An 18,291-nucleotide genomic window follows, 5' to 3' on the forward strand; every position below is an offset into this window, starting at 1 on the left:
TTGTTTTGTTTTTCTCTGTTTGACCTATCTATTCCTAAACTATTACATCAAACATAATATAAACAGTTTAATAAGAACCAAACCAAACATTTCAATAAAAATCGACCGAGTAGAATCGGTGCTCACACCTTTTTATATACATCTTAGAGGGGTAAAGATAGAAGTAGATAAAGCCACATTCGAGATCGAAAAGCTATCCTTACATTTTCATCCATTAAACTTTATCCGTAAAAAACCTTATATAGATATAGAAACTTCAAGAGTCACAGGGGATATACCCCAATACTTTTGGGAACAACCCTTTCTGCATATCGATATGAATATAATAAATAGACTTGATATAGCAGGCGCAGATATAACAAATAGTTATAAAGGTATTCTGACAAAGATAGATACAAACATAATAAAATACGAGGTGGGTGGTTTTTTAAACATACCTTATATGAAGGGTTATATTTCCAAAGGAAAAATTTCAGAACAATTCGTAGGAAGAATAAAATTTTTCTACAATCAAAACATATTGAAAATAGATTATATAGATATAAAAGGGGATGATTTTTTTGTATCTTTCATGAAGTCTGAAAAAAAGCTCAACACCGATCATTTCTACTCAGATTTTGAGATGTTCTTCAACAATAGGTTCATAGAACTCATAGATAAAGACCTTTCCGGGAAAATAGTATTAAAGGGGTACATAGATGGTACCAACATCAAATCGAAGGTATCAGGAGAATTGAGCTTTAAAGATCATCTCGCAAAATTTACTCTAAAAGCAAACTCAATTCTCAATGAGAGCATAAAAATACAATCAGAAAACTTAACAATAGATAATACCCCAGCAAAACTTTACGGCACTTTCGATGTAAAAAGTAAAAGAATAGACAGTAACATACATTTTGACCTTCCTTTTCCTGTATATAATAACGAAGACATCAATATTAAAATAAAAAAGATATCCATCGATGACTACAACTTCAAGAAAGGCAAACTTATCGTTCACCTTTTATCAGAAGAGGAGTATATGCTTAGCTCAGATATGGAGAAGAGTGGTACCGATATACTTTTCAACAACATGTCCATAAAATCTAAAACCACGGATCTTAGAGGTAATGGTTCCTACAAAAAAGGTATAACAGATCTTTTTTTAGCCGGCAGAGTGTCAAGAAATGCTGATCTTACAAAACATATCGCAGTTGCCTATACTGGTAATATAGACCTGAATTTAACTATGTTAGAAAACGATTTCCATCTTACCGGTAAATACAACTCCCACGCAAAACAAACCCTTTACGGCATAGTGACAACCGGGGTAAATGGTGCGTTTGAAATGAACAAAGATAACCTCACATTTAGTCTGAAAGCACATTTAGAGCATGGAACATTGGATCTACATTCTAATTATATATTAAAAAAGGGGGTTAAAAAGTACCATTTGACTCTGCATAATGTCCCCTTTTATGAAATCTTTAATTTTTTCAATGTTAAAACAGCTTTAAAATATCCAGTAAACGGCATAGCTGACATCTCATACAACAATATCTATAGTGGTAAAGCAGAGTTCACACTTTCAAACACAGATTTTAACAGTACAAAGTTTAAAATTAGCTTTCAGGAGAAAGTACTCAAAGTTGAAGAAGTTATGTTAGATAACAATACAATAACAGACCCAGTCATTTTCGATTTCAAAAAAGATACGATAAAAGGCAGTATAAACTTAAAAAAATTTAGATTCAAACAGTACCCAGAGGTTTCTGATATAAAGATAAATATACAAGGTGAAATCAGTAACCCAAAATATTTTGGTATTTTCAGATTAGATGATAAAAGGATTGGTAGCAGGATATATCACTTACAGGGGGATATATCTAAAACTCGTATCAGCCATATCAGCAGTGATCTCAAAATCGACACAGAGATAAACATATCTAAAAAAGAATTAATCTCGGATATCTCGTTAAACAGGTTACACATAAGAGATAATACCTTGACTGGGAAATTGAAACTATATTCGCCAGATCTTTCTACTTTTGTACTTAGATCTGAAGAGATATTTATTGGGGATAACTTAAGTGTAATTTTAAAGGGAGTCTCTATCAATTTCACTAATCGAGGTATATCATCTGGTAGCTTTATTTTAAATACAGAAAATGTAAAAAATACCCATATAAGCATAAACGAATCCCATTTTGACAAAATTACCGGTAAAATTGATGTCTCAAAATCCACCATATACATATCAAACCTTTCTGTTAAGGAATCAAAAGGAGTTATATCCTTTATCTATCCCCAGGGGAAAGAAATAGAGCTCTACGGTAATGTTGATCTAAAGTTTGATCTAATGCTACCCCAATTATCCATAAGGCTCAGCAATCTTTCGACAAACATCAGTTTAAACAGGTATGACCTGACGAGTAAAATAACCTCAAAATCTCTGAACGCAGTAGTAATCTCAAAAAAATACTCAGATAAAAGCAGTTACACTGCCACGGGTAATTTTAATGATATCTTTGTGGAAAGAAGTGGCTTTTATGGAATAGTATCCGGAACTTTTTCCTACAATGGGTATGAAAATCTTTTATCAAGTAACATCCTTGTAGAAAAATCTATATTTAAATATCAAAAGTTTAGCTCTTCACAAAAAAGAGGTGAACTCAATCTCCCTTTTAACCTAAATCTCAATATTAACACAAAAGATGGTGTCAAAATAACCGATTCCATCCTTGAAGGTCTGGTGAAAGTGGATCTGTCTGTAACATATTATAAGACATTGACCCTTAAAGGTGAACTATCATTGAAAGACAGCTACTTCTATATTGGTAAAGAGAAATTTTTAGTAACAAGAGGTTCTTTAAAGATTTTAGATAATGAGACCATGTTTGTAAATATGGAAGCAAATGGATCAGGTAAGTTGAACTCCACGAGGATTTTTGTTCAAGGTTATTTGCCAGAATACAAAATAACCGTATACGATTCGAAAAACAAGGGTTATGGTTTATTTGACGCCAATAAAAACCAGGGGAGTAAAGAGCTTTTATCCAAAATAATCAGCGACGCTGTCTTTAAAGATATAATTTCCACAACTAACCGCTTCTTCGGTATAAACCAGGTAAACTTAGAACCATCCCCTACAGGTGGTCAGATCAAGGTTGGTAGAGCCTTTAGTGACAGAATCGAGTTAAATTACATATCAAACCTATCCGAATCAAAAGAGAACAAATTCTCCGCCGAGTACATCATCTTCGATTGGTTCAAAATAAACATATTTTCTAATTCAAAAGGAGGAACCGGTGCGGGTGTTATGTTTGATTTTAATTTTTAGCCTATCGGTATCCATCAAAATTTATGCAAAAAAAATATGCTACGGTGATCTACCACCATCTTTAAAAAATAAATTAAGTGAATACTCCCTTCAAGTTCCACAACATAAGATCTCAGAAATTCTTAGCTTTTTGGGGTATTATATCATTGATGAAGACAGTCAGTCCATCAGCATAGAAAAAGCAAATGTTTTAAAAGATATAAAATTCACTGGTAACTATTTTGTACTTGATTCATCTTTAAAATTAGCCGCAAAGATCTACGAAGGGGACTATATTTATGCTGATACAGTTAACATGGTTAAAGAAAATATTGAAACCTTCTATAAAAACAATGGTTTCCTTGATGTAGAGGTCAATTCATTCTTAAAAGATAGTGTCTTAAATGTCTATATCCATGAAGGGGAAAGATACTTTGTAGATGAAATAGATTTTATAGTAGATGATACAATTATTTCAAAACAAATAACACCAACCCCTTTAAACGATATGGTGATAGAATCTATAATAAATGACCACTATAAAACACTTAAAAAAGAAGGGTACTTCAATGTCAAAGTGTTGAGAGTCGATCTTTTATCAGAACAACGAAAAAGGTTTTTCTCTATCAAAGATCCCATATCATCGCTGTACTCCTTTTTTGTAAAATCCAAGTTTATCAAACCAAGGATAATTCTACAAAAGGGAGATCGCTATACCTTAGATATCCAGATCGATCCCTTTTATGACAACCTTACTGATGAACTCAGAAGATACATCGTTTCAGAATTCAAATCCTTTGACACCTTCGATCTAAGAGAGCTCGAAATAAACATAAAAGACCATTTTATCGAGAAGCAGTTACAGATAGAAGACCTAGAGATTAAAGTAAACATGAATACAATAGCTATACATATTGGTAAAATATCCCCTCTTGTAAAAAAAGAGCCAAACGCAAAAAAAGGTTATATTAACAATATCTATGTAAACAACTACCCCTATGCTACAAAAGAGAAAATCCCAATAACTCCTGAAAGTTTGGATAAACTCCGTAAAGAGATTTTCGATAAATATGCCAAAGATTCCCTTGTCAAAAAGATCTCTTTTGAACAAAATGAAAATGACGATCTGCATTTCACCGTTGAATATTCATCGAAGTATATTGCAGATATATTGAGTAATTCCGATGAGATTGTTTCAAAAATTGACAAAAGATTTTTCCATGACAAAAAAATAACAAATGAGAAACTTCAACAAATCCATGACTACCTTATAAGAAACAAAAACTCAGAAAAAGTCTCCATGGAACTTTTTGATTTGGATAACCAAACAGCCCTTCTACTTATAAATCGTATCAGAGGAAAAGATAATAGAATATTTGGATTTTTAAGTTATAATACCATCGATCTAATTACAGCTGAAATAGGCTATAGTAGATTTGATATTTTAAACAGTGGGCGAACCTTTCAATTAGGTTTTAAAAAATCCTTTAAAGAAACTTCCCTTAAAAGCTCACTATCTGGTCAAAGGACATTCACTCCTAATATAGATGACTATCAAAGCCTTTTTTTTAAAAATAGGGATGAGGATGACTACATCTTTACCGAGGTTGGTATCAGTACACTCATAAAGGTAAATAATCCTATAGAAACATATGTGGGTGCCCAACTGAGTAATCTTGATGTCCATGACTCCAGTTTCTCCGATAGCAACAAAGCTATATATGAACATAAGTACACTCTATTAGCAATCCCAGTAAAACTTTCTTACAAATCAGAGTATTATAACAAACTCAAAGGTACAGGCATATACTCCTATCTGTCCTACAACTACCATCTTGCGAACGGTTACAACTTTAATGAAGTGGAATTACACCTTGAAGGTTTTTATGAGTTTTATAAAGACTGGATTGCAAAAATAGGATTAAATACCCAAAACCTCATAGGGAAAAAAGAAAAAATGCCAGTAACCAATCTACTAACATTAGGAGGGACAAACAAAATGAAAGCTTTTAAATACCGAGAAATAGGGACAAAAGATCATCAAACTAATGCCACCATCGGTGATAAAAAAACAGTCTATAGTTCCCTATTTATAGGGTACACCCCTTATGATAATATTATTTTTGGATCTTTTATTGAACATGGTGGTTTTGGAGATAACTTTAACGATATGAAATATATAAGAGATATAGGGTTAGAGCTTATCATAAAAGCTCAGGAGTTAGGTTTTTTTTCAATAAGTTACGGTTACTCACCCTTTAAACCTTATAAAGGTTACTCCTCAATTTACTTAAATTTCGGTATATCTTTTTAAAAGGGGGTATTATGATTAAAACAGTCTTTAAGATAAACAAAATGGATTGCCCGTCTGAAGAGCAGTTGATAAGACTTTCTCTTTCAAAATTTAATAACATAATGGATTTAGAGTTTTCTATAGATGACAGGATACTAACTGTTTATCATATTGATGACTACTACCCCATCTATGATCAATTAAAAACACTTAACCTGGAGACAACCCTTATAGCATCAGAAAGCATAGAGGGTACATCAGAAGTCTATGAGCATAACAACACCCAATCAAGGTTACTGTGGCAGGTGCTGATAATAAACTTTCTCTTTTTCGTTATAGAGCTTGCATTCGGATTCATTTCTAATTCGTTAGGGCTTGTAGCAGATTCCCTTGATATGTTGGCTGATGCTTTTGTATATGGCCTTGCTCTTATAGCAGTAAAAAGATCGGATGTTTTCAAAAAGAATATTGCCAAGGTAGCAGGATATTTCCAGATGGTGCTTGCCCTCTTTGGATTCTTAGAGGTATTAAGGAGATTTATAGGTGTTGAAAAAGTACCTTCATACGAAATAATGATCGTTATTTCGATATTTGCGATGATAGCTAATATAATAAGCCTAATGATCCTAAACAGAAACAAAAGTAAAGAATCTCATATGAAGGCAAGTATGATATTTACATCAAATGATATCATTGCTAATATTGGTGTTATAATAGCCGGGGTCTTAGTTTATGCTACAGGTTCAAAATACCCAGATCTAATAGTAGGAGCTATCGTTTTTATTGTTGTGGTTGAAGGAGCTACAAGAATTCTTAAGCTTTCCAAGTAAACTAAAAATGCCCGGGACCGGAATCGAACCGGTACAGCCTTAACGGCCGCAGGATTTTAAGTCCTGTGCGTCTACCAATTCCGCCACCCGGGCTGAAACATGACCGTGTAAGTTGGGTTACTTATCAGAATCAGCACTTTTTGTCAAGGGTAAAAAATCTGTTGATAGTTTCATAAAAATTTGTTAATAGTTTAAGGTTTAAGATTTCGGAGGTTAATTTATGATTTTTGATAAGCTATTGGATGTATTCTCAAATGATCTTGCTATAGATCTTGGAACAGCAAATACATTGATTTATGTAAAGGGTAAGGGGATTGTCTGTAGTGAACCCTCTGTAGTAGCTATTAACATTGATACCAAAGAGATCTTAGCTGTGGGCTCAGAAGCTAAAAGCATGCTGGGTAGAACTCCAGCTAACATTGTAGCAATACGACCCATGAAGGATGGTGTTATATCCAATTTTGAAGTTACCGAAAAGATGGTACGTTACTTCATAACAAAAGTGAACAATAAAAGATCCTTTGTAAGACCAAGGGTCATCGTGGCTGTTCCTTCAGGAGCAACACAAGTGGAAAAAAGAGCTGTAAAAGATTCAGCTATTCAAGCTGGCGCCAGAGAGGTTTATATAATAGAAGAACCTATGGCTGCTGCTATAGGTGCTGGACTACCTATTCAAGAGCCCTCTGGTAATATGATAGTTGATATAGGGGGTGGTACCACTGAAGTAGCAGTTATCTCTCTATCAGGTATTGTCTATGCTAACTCAGTAAGGGTTGGTGGAGATGAGATGGATGAAGCCATAGTAAATTATATAAAAAGAAACTACAATCTCCTCATCGGTACCTCCACAGCCGAAAAAATAAAGATGGAGATAGGTTCAGCCTACAGATTAGATGTAGAGATGAGCATTGAGATAAAAGGTAGAGATCTATTAAATGGTATCCCAAAAACAGTTGAGATAACAGACAGCGAGGTCAGAGAAGCTTTAAGTGAGGCTGTTTCTAAAATAGTAGACGCAGTAAAAAATGCCCTTGAAAAGACACCACCAGAGCTATCTGCAGATATAGTTGATAGAGGTATAGTCCTTTCAGGTGGAGGAGCCCTTTTAAAAGGGCTTGATAAAAAGCTTATGGAAGAAACAGGCTTGCCAATTATTGTAGCTGATGATCCCCTTAAAGCAGTTGCATACGGAGCAGGGAAGGTTTTAGATGAGTTAGATCTGCTTAAAAAGGTATGTATAGATTAAGGGATATCTGGAAGAAACTACTTGTTTTCTTCCTTTTTTTCCTCTTTTTAATCATACTCCAAATAAGAAACCCAGAAATAAGAGGCCCTTTTAAAGGGCTTTTGGGTAATTTGCTTAATCCCTTTGTATATTATTCCAACTTTATTTATAAAGGCAGTATAGATCTTTTAAACAAATATTTTTTTTTAGTGGGTGTTAAGGAAGAGAACAATAGAATAAAATCAGAACTTGCAGAACTAATGCTACAAAATAGAATCTTGAGCGAAAAACTCTATGAATATAACAAACTAAAAGAACTTTTAAAATTCAAAGAAACCTATAAGATAAAGGCAGTTGCCGCAAAAGTTGTAGGCAAACATGTTGATGGTTACAGCAAATATGTTATTATCAATGCCGGTTCTGATGATGGTATTGAGTTAAATGATTCTGTAGCAAACGAATTAGGGCTTGTAGGTAAAGTGATAGAGGTGTATGGTAAGAGATCCAAAGTCCTCCTTATAACAGATCCAAACAATAAAGTAAGTGTGATGAATCTAAGAAGTAGGTCCACAGGTATAATGAGTGGTGATGGTAGGGGAGGATTAGTCGTTGAGTTTTATGATAAATTGGATAAAGTTTACAAAGACGATATCTTCATAACATCTGGCATGGGTGGGATATATGTAAAAGGGATGATAACAGGAAAAGTTTACGCCTATTCCAACAACCCATCAGATCTTTTTCAAAGGGTCTATCTCAATCCCACAGTTGTTTTTTCAAAGATCGAAAATGTGTTGGTAGTGAAAAATGAGCTGGAGTAGTTTCTTTCTTGCCCTATTGGCTTCACTGATAGTTTACACGTCCTACCATATATTTTTTTTCTTAAACTATATCGATGTAATTCTCCTACTATTATTACTTTATTTAGATATCTCTAAAGGCTCTTTTTTTGAGTTTATGATACCATTATCCCTTGTAAATGACTATTTCCTTGGATTATACTTTGGCACCTCAGCGCTAATGTTTCTACTTACATATTTTTTAAGGCTTATGGTAAGTACAAACATGTATTTTAAAAGTGACTTGTTAAAATTTTTTTATTACCTAACCACATTTCTTCTCTACAACATAGCTATAAGCTTCATACTCAATGTTTCAGTTTATGCTATGATAATATTAGTTCCCCTTCGAGTCTTCCTTGATATAAGTCTTCTTTACCTTTTAAATTTGATCCTGGAGTCGAGATTTGCAGTTGAGAACAGCAAGTGATAAATTCTTAAAAACAATAAATAGAAAAGTGATGCTATTTTATTTTATAATAGTGATTTTTTTTTCAGTTCTTATAGCAAGGCTTTTCTATCTACAGATCATAAACTATGAAAAATACAAAACTCTTTCTGATAACAATCGAATAAGAGTAGTAAGGATATTTGCCAGTAGGGGAATGTTCCTGGACAGAAAAGGGGTGGTTTTTGTTAAAAACTCACCCAGCTATAATCTTACCCTTTTAAAAGAGGATGTTAAAGATATAAAAGGCACAATAGAGAAACTCAGTAGTGTATTAAATATCAATGCTGAAACCTTTTATAAAAAGATAAAAAACTCTTACCCTTATGTTCCCATCGTTATTAAAAGAGGCTTATCCTTCGAAGATGTCTCATACTTTATGGAACATGCCCAAGATTTTCCAGGAGTAAAGATCGAATTGGAAACCGCACGAAAATATGAAGACGGTGAAGCTGTAAGTCATATTGTGGGCTATACAGGAGAAGTGAACATGGATGAGATTGAGAAATTTGGTATATATTTTCCCGGAGATATCATTGGTAAAACTGGCCTTGAAAGATATTACGAACCTATCCTTAAGGGGAAGAATGGTCTTAAATATGTTGAAGTGGACAGTTTAGGTCAAGCAGTAAGTGTAAGCAATGTAAAAGAACCTATAGCTGGTAACAATATTGCCCTTACAATAGATTTTAACATGCAAAAGTATGCTAAAGAACTTTTTGCAGGTAAAAAAGGTGCTGCTGTAATTCTAAAAATTGACGGAAACGAAGTAATAACACTTTTTTCCGCCCCCACATTTGATCTTAACAGTTTTGTCCCCTATATCTCAGAGCAAACCTGGAAAGAACTTCACAACGAACACAAACCTCTTATAAATAGAGCCACAGAATCTGCCTACCCCCCCGGCTCAGTATTCAAGGTCCTCATGGCTATCGCAAGCCTCAACGAAAAAGTCATCACACCATCTACTGCATTTAATTGTAACGGAGAATTCAACTTTGGAAATTTTACATACAAATGCTGGAATAAGGATGGACATGGTTCAGTGAGTCTTAAAAAATCTATAGCTGAGTCCTGCGATGTTTACTATTACAACGTCGGTCTAAAACTCGGCATAGATAACATAGCAAAATATGCTAAAAATTTTGGACTCGGCAGTAAAACCGGTATAGACCTACCTGTGGAAAGCGCTGGTAATTTCCCCGACCGAGATTGGAAAAAAAAGGTTTTTAAACAGCCTTGGTACCATGGTGAAACAATCATAACCTCTATTGGACAAGGATATATGACAACCACACCGTTACAGCTCGCCGTCATGCTAAGCGGCATATTCAATGGTGGCAAAATCTATAAACCTAGACTGTTGGATAAAATCATTACTCCAGATGGAGTATTCAAAATCAATAGTGAATTAGTTAGAGAGATCCCCATCACTAAAGAATCCATAAACCTGGTTTTAGATGCTGTTACTGAAACAGTAATGGGTGAAAGGGGAACCGCATATCGTGCCAAAGTAGAAGGTATAATGGTGGGAGGTAAAACTGGAACAGCCCAGGTAGTGGGCCTTAAAAAGACTGAAAATATGAATCAGGACCAGATCCCAGAGAAATACAGGGATCACTCCTGGTTTGGTGGTGTCTTCCCTTCGGACAACCCCCAGTATGTAATCGTGGTCTTTGTGGAGCATGGTGGTGCAGGCAGCTCGGGAGCAACACCTATTGCAGGTGCCTTAATAAATAAAATGGTGCAGTTGGGATATGTTACAGGTAGATAAAAGACTATTTAAGAACTTCGACCTTTATCTAACAGGGATAATCATTACAATACTGGCTTTTGGATGGATAGCTGTGTATAGCGCTTCCTATGATCCAACGGATAATAGATTTTATAGCTTTTATATAAAACAGTTATACTGGATAGTAATCGGCTTTATCTTTTACTTTTTTTTCTCCTTTTTCAACTATAAACATCTTTTAAAATGGAGTATAATATTTTACATTTTAGGGCTAATCATGCTGGTACTTGTATTGATAATAGGGCATATAGGGATGGGTGCCCAGAGGTGGATCAATATAGGTGGGTTTCGTTTCCAGCCGTCAGAGTTCTTTAAGATAATTTTTATACTCATGATGCCAAGAATTTTTAGTGATTTTGATCAAAATAAATTAGGCTTTTTAGAGGTTATAAAGAAGATAATACTTGTAATACCACCATTTATACTTGTCTTTTTGCAGCCAGATTTGGGCACTGCAATGGTATTTTTGGCCATCTGGGGGATGGTATTACTTTTTAGAGGAGTAAAGATAAGCACCATTTTACTGTTTCTTATCATAGGGTTTATCATCGCACCCATTGCGTGGAATAAATTACATGACTACCAAAGAGAACGTGTATTAACATTTCTAAATCCTGAAAATGATCCCTATGGAGCAGGATACCATGTTATACAGTCAAAAATTGCCATTGGTTCAGGGGGTATAATTGGTAAAGGGTTTTTAAAAGGTACCCAATCCCATCTGAAATTTTTACCCGAAAGACATACAGACTTTATTTTCTCCCTCATTAATGAAGAGTTTGGATTTTTAGGTGGATCTTTTTTGATTGGACTTTTTGGAGCCTTAATCTTTAGGATATTTTATATATCCCAAAAAGCAAAGGATCTATCTGCTAAGGTACTATTACTGTCTATTGGATCTTTGATATTTTTTCAAGCTTTTGTAAATGCAGGAATGACACTGGGGCTATTACCAGTAGTCGGTATACCGATGCCCCTCATAAGCTACGGTGGTTCTGCCCTCATAACATTTATGACACTGCTTGGAATAGCTAATTCTATATCCATAAGGAAATTCGACTCACCAGGTGACAATAGATGAACGATTTCGTGAAAAAACTTTTAAAAGTATCAAAACCTGTAAGATATATAAACAATGAGATAAATGCTGTTCACAAAAATATATCAAAAGATACCACAACTGTATGCTTAGCTTTCCCAGATGTCTATGAAATAGGGATGTCCCATCTTGGTATGAAAATCCTCTACGAATCATTAAACAGCTCCGAAAAAATAGTTGCAGAGAGATTTTTTTTGCCGTGGGTAGATGCAATTGAAACATTGGGACCAGATATCTTTGTCTCTCTGGAATCAAAAATCCCATTAAAAAATTTTGATCTAATAGGCTTCAGCTTACAATATGAATTATCATATACAAATGTTCTTCAGACTTTAAGGCACTCCCACATACCATTACAAAGTAGATACAGAACAGACTCAGATCCCATTATTATAGCCGGTGGCCCATGTACTTTTAATCCAGCACCACTGTCCGAATTAATAGATGTTTTTTTCATTGGGGAAATGGATGAGGCTTTAAAGGCGGTCATGGAAGGTTTTAACCATTATAAGGATTTAAAAAGAGAAAAAAGATTAGAATATTTAAATAGTTTCCCTTTTACCTTCGTACCTTCAATCGATCCAAACAAGGTAACTAAAAAGCATATCTTTCATACTTTTTCCCAACAAACAAATCTAAAAAACCTTTTAGTACCCCTAATGCCAATAACCCAAGATAGAGTTAGCATTGAGATATCAAGGGGTTGTACCCGGGGGTGTAGGTTTTGTCAAGCTGGTATGATCTATCGCCCAGTTAGGGAGCAAAGTGTAAATAAAATCATAAACAATGGTATTCATCTCTTAAAGCATACAGGGTATAATGAGATATCCCTCATGTCCTTATCCACTTCAGATTACACAGAGATTCAAACGCTACTATATATTCTATCTGATCTTGTTAAAAAAGATATGATCTCCCTTACACTACCCTCCCTTAGAGCAGACAAAATCGATGACTACATCTTCGAAACCCTCTCAAAAGTAAGAAAATCAGGTTTTACCATCGCACCAGAAGCTGGTTCCCAGAGGATGAGGGATATAATCAACAAAAACCTTAAAGAAGACGAAATCTCTCTGGCAGTGGAAAAAGCAGCAAGATACGGATGGAACAGTATAAAGCTATATTTTATGATTGGATTGCCTTTTGAAGAGGAAGAGGATATTGTTGAGATCGCTGAACTCTGTAAAAGATTAATGGGTTTAGCTAAAAACATAAATAAAAAAATAGAGATAACTGCTTCTGTCTCAAACTTTGTACCCAAACCCTTTACCCCTTTCCAGTGGCATCCCCAAAACAGCAGAGAAGAACTACGCTCAAAACAGAGAATACTTATAGATCTTTTTAAAAGGTATAAAATTGCTCTCAAGTTACATGATATAAACCAAAGTCTAATTGAGGGTGTATTTGCTAGAGGTGACAAGAGGTTAAACAATCTGCTTTTGATTGCCTCCCAACAAGGGTTCTATTTTGATGGCTGGAGTGAGTTTTTTGATATAAAAAAATGGGAGGGGATCTTTTCCCAGTTAGCCTTAGATATGGAAAAGGACTTCGCATGTAAGGCTTACTCTTTTACAGATCCTTTGCCTTGGAAAAACATCGATGCCCTAATTGATACTCACTTTCTTTGGGAACAATATCAATTAAGTAAAAAAGAGGTTACCACAGATGATTGTAAAAATAGTAGGTGTATTAAATGCGGAGTCTGCGATTTTATTGATATAAAAAATGAGATAGCCACTAACGATTATGTTAAAACAGACACCTACAAAAAAGATCAATCATCCTACTGTTATTATATGTTTTTATTTGAAAAAAAAAGCTATGCAAGTCTGTTATCAGCTTTGGAGCTAACAAGGGTTTTAAGTCATTGTTTTAACATTGTGGGGTTTAAAATAGCTCACTCTCAAGGATACAATCCTCAACCAAAAATAAACTATGTCTATCCCTTACCAGTAGGTATAGAAGGTGAAAACGAAGTCATAATAGTAAAAGGGGAAGATTTAGAGGATTATTATTGTTTATTGAACAAAATGAACAAAATTTTACCTGACGGTCTTAAGATAAAAGACCTAAAAAAAGTAAAAAAATATGAACAAGCAGATGCTGAAGTCACCTATGAATTTGATGAAGAAACATACTACTACCTTAAAAGTACTATCAACGCTGGAGAATGTTTCTATATCAAAAAGAACAAATCCAATAAGGAGAAAAAAGTAAGTATTCACGATTACTTAATCTCTACCAACGACGAGGAATTGACAATTATTCTTAAAATTGATAATAATGGTGGCTATAATCTACTTGATTTTTTTAAATATAAGAATTATAATTATATTAGATTTTTAAGAAAAAAAATACGTTTAAAGGGGTTAGAGTATGTTTAGAGAAAAATCTATCCAAGCATTAAAAGAAAAAGGGTATAAAATCACTAAGCCACGTGAATGGATAATCGAATATTTAGATGGAAACAAGAACCATCCTACTGCTCTTGAAATCTTTGATGATATCAGAAGAGCTGATAAGTCAATATCCTTTGCTACTGTTTACAATACCTTAGAGACTCTTGTTAAATCAGGCATTATCAACGAAATATCAGTAGACTCCCAGAGTAGTAGATTTGATCCAGACACATCCGATCATATCCATTTTGTGTGTGAGAAGTGTAAAAAGGTAAAAGATCTTCATGATGAAACATTTTTAACATCGTTTAGAACCATTCCCGGAAAGATCACAGGATATAACATCGTCATTAGAGGTGAATGTGAATCCTGTATGAAAAAATCATAAAACGGAGGTTTGGATGGCCGTATTTGTATGTAAAACTTGTGGAGAGAAAAAAGAGGGTAGATGTAAACCCAAAAAGTGTCCAAAATGTGGAGGCACAAACACATTTGAAAAACAAGGATAAGCTATACAGTTTTTTAGAAGCAAGCTATAATAATCTCAATAAGGTCGCTTATATCTCAAGCGACCCTATTTTTTTCCCTAAAACTATAGAAGGCAATACCGAATATATATCCTTTGTTTCATCGATGTTTGCTTATGGTAAAGTAGCAATGATTAAAGCTTTTTTGAAAAGCTTTTTTGATCATTATGGTTTGCAACCCACTGGTGATCGATCCATGAGCAAAGAGATGTATTACAGGTTTCAAAAATCCATTGATATTTACAATTTATATAGGTTTATATGTGACATATACGAAAGACATGGATCTATAAACAGATTTTTTTTATCCCTATCTAATGATTTAGAAACAGCTATTAAACTATTTATCGCACAAGCAAGGAGTTACGGAAAAGACAAAAACTGTACAAATGGTTATTTTCAGCTTTTTCCTGATCCTGAAAAATCTGGACTAAAAAGATTGAGGATGTTTTTACGCTGGATGATACGACATGATGAAATAGATTTTGGCATCTGGAAAGGTTATGACAAAAAAGACCTAATCTACCCTATAGATACTCACATTCTGAAGTTTGCCCAAAGAAACTGTATTATCCCAAACAATACAAACAACCTAACCAACGCAATCAGAATAACAGATTTTTTCAAAAGCTTAAGCCCTATCGACCCCCTAAAATACGATTTTACTATTACTCGTTTAGGCATGATTTATGGATGTAATTTTGAGGATGGTGATATCTGTAAAAGCTGTAATTTAACTAACATTTGCCCTTTTTGTTGACAAATATTCAAACTTGTATATATTATAAAATCGGTAATGATAAAAAAGGAGGCTTTTTATGGCATTAGTTTTTACGGAGAGCAACTTCCAGTCAGAGGTGTTGTCGAGCAATGTTCCAGTTCTTGTCGATTTCTGGGCAGTATGGTGTGGTCCATGCAAAATGCTTGCTCCAACTATAGATGCACTAAGTGTAGAATTTGAGGGGAAGGCTAAAGTAGGTAAAGTAAACGTGGATGAAAATCAGCATCTTGCAGCCCAATATGGGATTATGAGCATCCCCACTGTAATGATTTTTAAGGGTGGCAAAGTTGTGGAACAGTTTATAGGTGTTCAACCTAAAGGTGTTTATATAGAGGCACTAAAGAAATATTTATAGAGGTAGTTTTATGCCAATTTACGAATTTAAATGTAACGACTGCGGTAAAACTTTTTCAAAACTTCTACTGAAAAAAGAGGACACTGTGGAATGTCCATCTTGCAAATCTGCTAATGTGGAAAAGCAGATATCAGCAGTCGCGTCCTTTTCATCAAAAGGGGGGTCATCTTCAAGTGGTTGTAATTCCGGACCATTTCGTTGAGGTTAAGATCTCTACCCGGTGGGTAGATAATAAAAAAAGGGGCGTAAGCCCCTTTTATTTTTTCAGACATATAATCACTTTTTCAAAAGAGCTAATTTGATCTCTCTACTCGGCTTGAAATAGGGCACTTTCTTAGGCTCGACCATTACCTTCTCCCCTGTTTTAGGATTTCTTGCCTCTTTCTTCTCCTTTTTCCTTATCTTAAAAGAGCCAAAACCCCTAATTTCAACCTTCTTCTCTTCTTCAAGAGCAACTTTTATTGCATTAAAAACACCATTTACTATGAACTCCACCTGTCTTTTACTTAGATGTGCATTTTTTTCTGCGAGCAATTCGATTAACTCTGACTTGTTCATAATGGGTCTCCTTTGGATATTCGTAACTAAGATTTTTTACACAACTATAGGCATTGTGTCAAGAAAAATGTGTAAATAGTTCACATAATATTATAAATGAAACATATTGAATTTATTGCAAATTTTATCCATTTAATATAGTATTGTTTTAAGTATTGTTTTGAGGTATTTATGAAAAAATTACCTATTGGTATTCAGACATTTACAGACATAAGAAGTGATAACTATGTATATGTAGATAAAACTCCATTAGCCTACGATCTCATAAACAACTACAGATATGTCTTTCTCTCAAGACCAAGAAGGTTTGGTAAATCCCTTTTTCTTGATACATTAAGAAACATCTTTGAAGGGAACAAAGAGCTCTTTATAAATCTATATATCTACGACAAATGGGACTGGGGAAAGAAATACCCTGTGATACACATTGCCATCAAAGGGGAGCTTACAACTACCGATCTCCTAAGGGAAGAATTACTCGCAAACCTGAGGAATAATCAAAGAATGTTAGGTATAGTGTGTGAAACGCAACACAATATAACAATATGTTTTGAAGAACTGATTATGCTTACTTACGAGAAATTTAAACAAAAGGTAGTTATACTAGTAGATGAATATGACAAACCGATTTTGGACAATATAAATAATCCATCATTAGCTGTTGAGATGAGGAATATACTTAGAGGTTTTTACTCTGTAATTAAGAATAGTGATAGATACATCCGCTTTGCCTTTCTCACTGGAGTAAGTAAATTTACCAAAACATCTATCTTTAGCGATCTGAATATGCTCACAGACATCTCCTTAGATGGAAGGTATGGTAACATCTGTGGTTACACCCAAAAAGATCTGGAGGAATCTTTTTCAGAATATCTGGTAGATGCTGATCTTGAAAAAATCAAAGAGTGGTATAACGGCTACAACTTCCTTGCAGATAACCTCTATAACCCCTTTGATATTCTACAATTCTTTGCAAGTGGAGGTGTCTTTGACAACTACTGGTTTGAAACAGGAACCCCCTCATTTTTGATTAAACTACTTGAACAAAACAGATACTTTCTACCAAACCTATCAAATATCAAGATAGATAAAAAAATATTAAACTCATTTGATATAGAAAGACTCGACTTTGAAGTCATCCTATTTCAGAGTGGCTACCTTACCATAGATAAGATGGAGATCACACCACTTGATACAATAGAATACACCCTAAAGATACCAAACAAAGAGGTAAGACAGTCACTAAATGACTATATCCTGGACAAGCTCTTTTACTCTAAGAACCTCATAAACCAAAAAGTAGATCTATTTAAGACCCTTTTAAACAACGATTTAAATGGTTTTAAAGCCCATTTATCATCTGTATTCTCCTCAATTGGATACAACAATTATATCAACAATTATCTGTCCAACTATGAGGGGTTTTATGCGAGTATTGTTTATGTATATTTACAGAGTCTTGGATTTGAGATAATAGGTGAGGATGTGACAAATGTAGGTAGGATAGATCTGACCTTGAAGATGCCAAACGTTATTTACATCATCGAATTTAAGGTAGATACGAAGGATGCCTTAACTCAGCTAAAAGAAAAAAGATATTACGAAAAATATCTAAACCTAAATAAACCGATATACCTTGTGGGTATAGAGTTCGACTCAAAAATAAAAAACATAGCCAGATTAGAATGGGAAGAAATAAAAGGTAATCTATGAAGAAACTACCCATAGGTATTCAGACATTTACAGACATAAGAAGTGATAACTATGTATATGTAGATAAAACTCCATTAGCCTACGATCTCATAAACAACTACAGATATGTCTTTCTCTCAAGACCAAGAAGG

15 protein-coding genes and 1 tRNA gene are annotated in these 18,291 nt (G+C 34.3%); 14 read left to right on the plus strand and 2 right to left on the minus strand.

From position 1 onward, the window contains the following. The first annotated feature begins 19 nt into the window (after positions 1-19). From N3C60_00945 to N3C60_00955, 3 genes are read left to right on the plus strand one after another with little or no spacing between them, the layout of a single operon-like run. Positions 20-3,319 (plus strand): hypothetical protein, encoded by a 3,300-nt coding sequence (locus tag N3C60_00945; GenBank protein MCX8083477.1) that lies wholly within the window; start codon positions 20-22, stop codon positions 3,317-3,319. Further along, positions 3,288-5,612, plus strand: a complete 2,325-nt coding sequence (locus tag N3C60_00950; GenBank protein MCX8083478.1) for a BamA/TamA family outer membrane protein — start codon at positions 3,288-3,290, stop codon at positions 5,610-5,612. Before N3C60_00945 ends, N3C60_00950 begins: the two co-directional genes overlap by 32 nt. 11 nt (positions 5,613-5,623) lie before the next feature. Then, entirely contained in the window at positions 5,624-6,421 is a 798-nt protein-coding gene (locus tag N3C60_00955; protein MCX8083479.1) for a cation transporter, read from the plus strand. 8 nt (positions 6,422-6,429) lie between these two features. Here the strand turns inward: N3C60_00955 and N3C60_00960 are convergent. Then, positions 6,430-6,514: transfer RNA gene (locus tag N3C60_00960), tRNA-Leu, on the minus strand. 127 nt (positions 6,515-6,641) lie between these two features. Between N3C60_00960 and N3C60_00965 the strand changes: the two genes are divergently transcribed. The 9 genes from N3C60_00965 (at position 6,642) to N3C60_01005 (ending at position 16,091) form a co-directional block, all read left to right on the plus strand. After that, complete coding sequence (locus tag N3C60_00965; GenBank protein ID MCX8083480.1) at positions 6,642-7,667, plus strand: rod shape-determining protein; 1,026 nt, start codon at positions 6,642-6,644, stop codon at positions 7,665-7,667. Next, positions 7,655-8,467, plus strand: coding sequence for a rod shape-determining protein MreC (mreC, locus tag N3C60_00970; GenBank protein ID MCX8083481.1), 813 nt, complete (start codon positions 7,655-7,657; stop codon positions 8,465-8,467). Before N3C60_00965 ends, mreC begins: the two co-directional genes overlap by 13 nt. A 425-nt stretch (positions 8,468-8,892) precedes the next feature. Beyond that, entirely contained in the window at positions 8,893-10,707 is a 1,815-nt protein-coding gene (gene mrdA, locus N3C60_00975) for a penicillin-binding protein 2 (GenBank protein ID MCX8083482.1), read from the plus strand. Continuing rightward, on the plus strand, positions 10,691-11,809 hold the full coding sequence (gene rodA / locus N3C60_00980; protein MCX8083483.1) for a rod shape-determining protein RodA: 1,119 nt from the start codon (positions 10,691-10,693) through the stop codon (positions 11,807-11,809). Before mrdA ends, rodA begins: the two co-directional genes overlap by 17 nt. Beyond that, a complete protein-coding gene (locus tag N3C60_00985) occupies positions 11,806-14,211 on the plus strand; it encodes a TIGR03960 family B12-binding radical SAM protein (protein MCX8083484.1) in 2,406 nt (801 codons plus the stop codon). The genes rodA and N3C60_00985 overlap by 4 nt, the downstream gene beginning before the upstream one ends. Continuing rightward, entirely contained in the window at positions 14,204-14,614 is a 411-nt protein-coding gene (locus tag N3C60_00990) for a transcriptional repressor (protein MCX8083485.1), read from the plus strand. Before N3C60_00985 ends, N3C60_00990 begins: the two co-directional genes overlap by 8 nt. Before the next feature lie 23 nt (positions 14,615-14,637). Continuing rightward, positions 14,638-15,513, plus strand: a complete 876-nt coding sequence (locus tag N3C60_00995) for a TIGR02757 family protein (protein MCX8083486.1) — start codon at positions 14,638-14,640, stop codon at positions 15,511-15,513. A 58-nt stretch (positions 15,514-15,571) separates the two neighbouring features. Beyond that, positions 15,572-15,889, plus strand: a complete 318-nt coding sequence (gene trxA, locus N3C60_01000; GenBank protein ID MCX8083487.1) for a thioredoxin — start codon at positions 15,572-15,574, stop codon at positions 15,887-15,889. Between the two features lie 10 nt (positions 15,890-15,899). After that, positions 15,900-16,091 carry a zinc ribbon domain-containing protein gene (locus tag N3C60_01005; GenBank protein ID MCX8083488.1) on the plus strand — a complete coding sequence of 64 codons (192 nt, stop codon included), beginning with the start codon at positions 15,900-15,902 and terminating at the stop codon, positions 16,089-16,091. Between the two features lie 74 nt (positions 16,092-16,165). Here the strand turns inward: N3C60_01005 and N3C60_01010 are convergent, their stop codons facing one another. Next, positions 16,166-16,447, minus strand: a complete 282-nt coding sequence (locus tag N3C60_01010) for an integration host factor subunit beta (protein MCX8083489.1) — start codon at positions 16,445-16,447, stop codon at positions 16,166-16,168. 171 nt (positions 16,448-16,618) lie between these two features. On the opposite strand from N3C60_01010, the gene N3C60_01015 reads away from it, so the two are divergent. Both N3C60_01015 and N3C60_01020 read left to right on the plus strand, forming a co-directional pair. Then, complete coding sequence (locus tag N3C60_01015; GenBank protein ID MCX8083490.1) at positions 16,619-18,160, plus strand: ATP-binding protein; 1,542 nt, start codon at positions 16,619-16,621, stop codon at positions 18,158-18,160. Further along, positions 18,157-18,291, plus strand: a 135-nt coding sequence (locus N3C60_01020) for an AAA family ATPase (GenBank protein ID MCX8083491.1), incomplete at its 3' end; no start/stop codon positions are given. The genes N3C60_01015 and N3C60_01020, both read left to right, overlap by 4 nt.

Origin of the sequence: Calditerrivibrio sp., from assembly GCA_026415135.1 — a bacterium.
In the GTDB taxonomy this organism is placed as follows: Bacteria; Chrysiogenota; Deferribacteres; order Deferribacterales; family Calditerrivibrionaceae; genus Calditerrivibrio.

What these genes read in the sequence shown, in the direction of transcription:
- N3C60_01010 (MCX8083489.1), bottom strand. Translation starts at nt 16,447, where the DNA reads ATGAACAAGTCAGAGTTAATCGAATTGCTCGCAGAAAAAAATGCACAT.
- rodA (MCX8083483.1), top strand. Translation starts at nt 10,691, where the DNA reads ATGTTACAGGTAGATAAAAGACTATTTAAGAACTTCGACCTTTATCTA.
- N3C60_00990 (MCX8083485.1), top strand. Translation starts at nt 14,204, where the DNA reads ATGTTTAGAGAAAAATCTATCCAAGCATTAAAAGAAAAAGGGTATAAA.
- mreC (MCX8083481.1), top strand. Translation starts at nt 7,655, where the DNA reads ATGTATAGATTAAGGGATATCTGGAAGAAACTACTTGTTTTCTTCCTT.
- N3C60_00965 (MCX8083480.1), top strand. Translation starts at nt 6,642, where the DNA reads ATGATTTTTGATAAGCTATTGGATGTATTCTCAAATGATCTTGCTATA.
- N3C60_00955 (MCX8083479.1), top strand. Translation starts at nt 5,624, where the DNA reads ATGATTAAAACAGTCTTTAAGATAAACAAAATGGATTGCCCGTCTGAA.
- trxA (MCX8083487.1), top strand. Translation starts at nt 15,572, where the DNA reads ATGGCATTAGTTTTTACGGAGAGCAACTTCCAGTCAGAGGTGTTGTCG.
- N3C60_00985 (MCX8083484.1), top strand. Translation starts at nt 11,806, where the DNA reads ATGAACGATTTCGTGAAAAAACTTTTAAAAGTATCAAAACCTGTAAGA.
- N3C60_01005 (MCX8083488.1), top strand. Translation starts at nt 15,900, where the DNA reads ATGCCAATTTACGAATTTAAATGTAACGACTGCGGTAAAACTTTTTCA.
- N3C60_01015 (MCX8083490.1), top strand. Translation starts at nt 16,619, where the DNA reads ATGAAAAAATTACCTATTGGTATTCAGACATTTACAGACATAAGAAGT.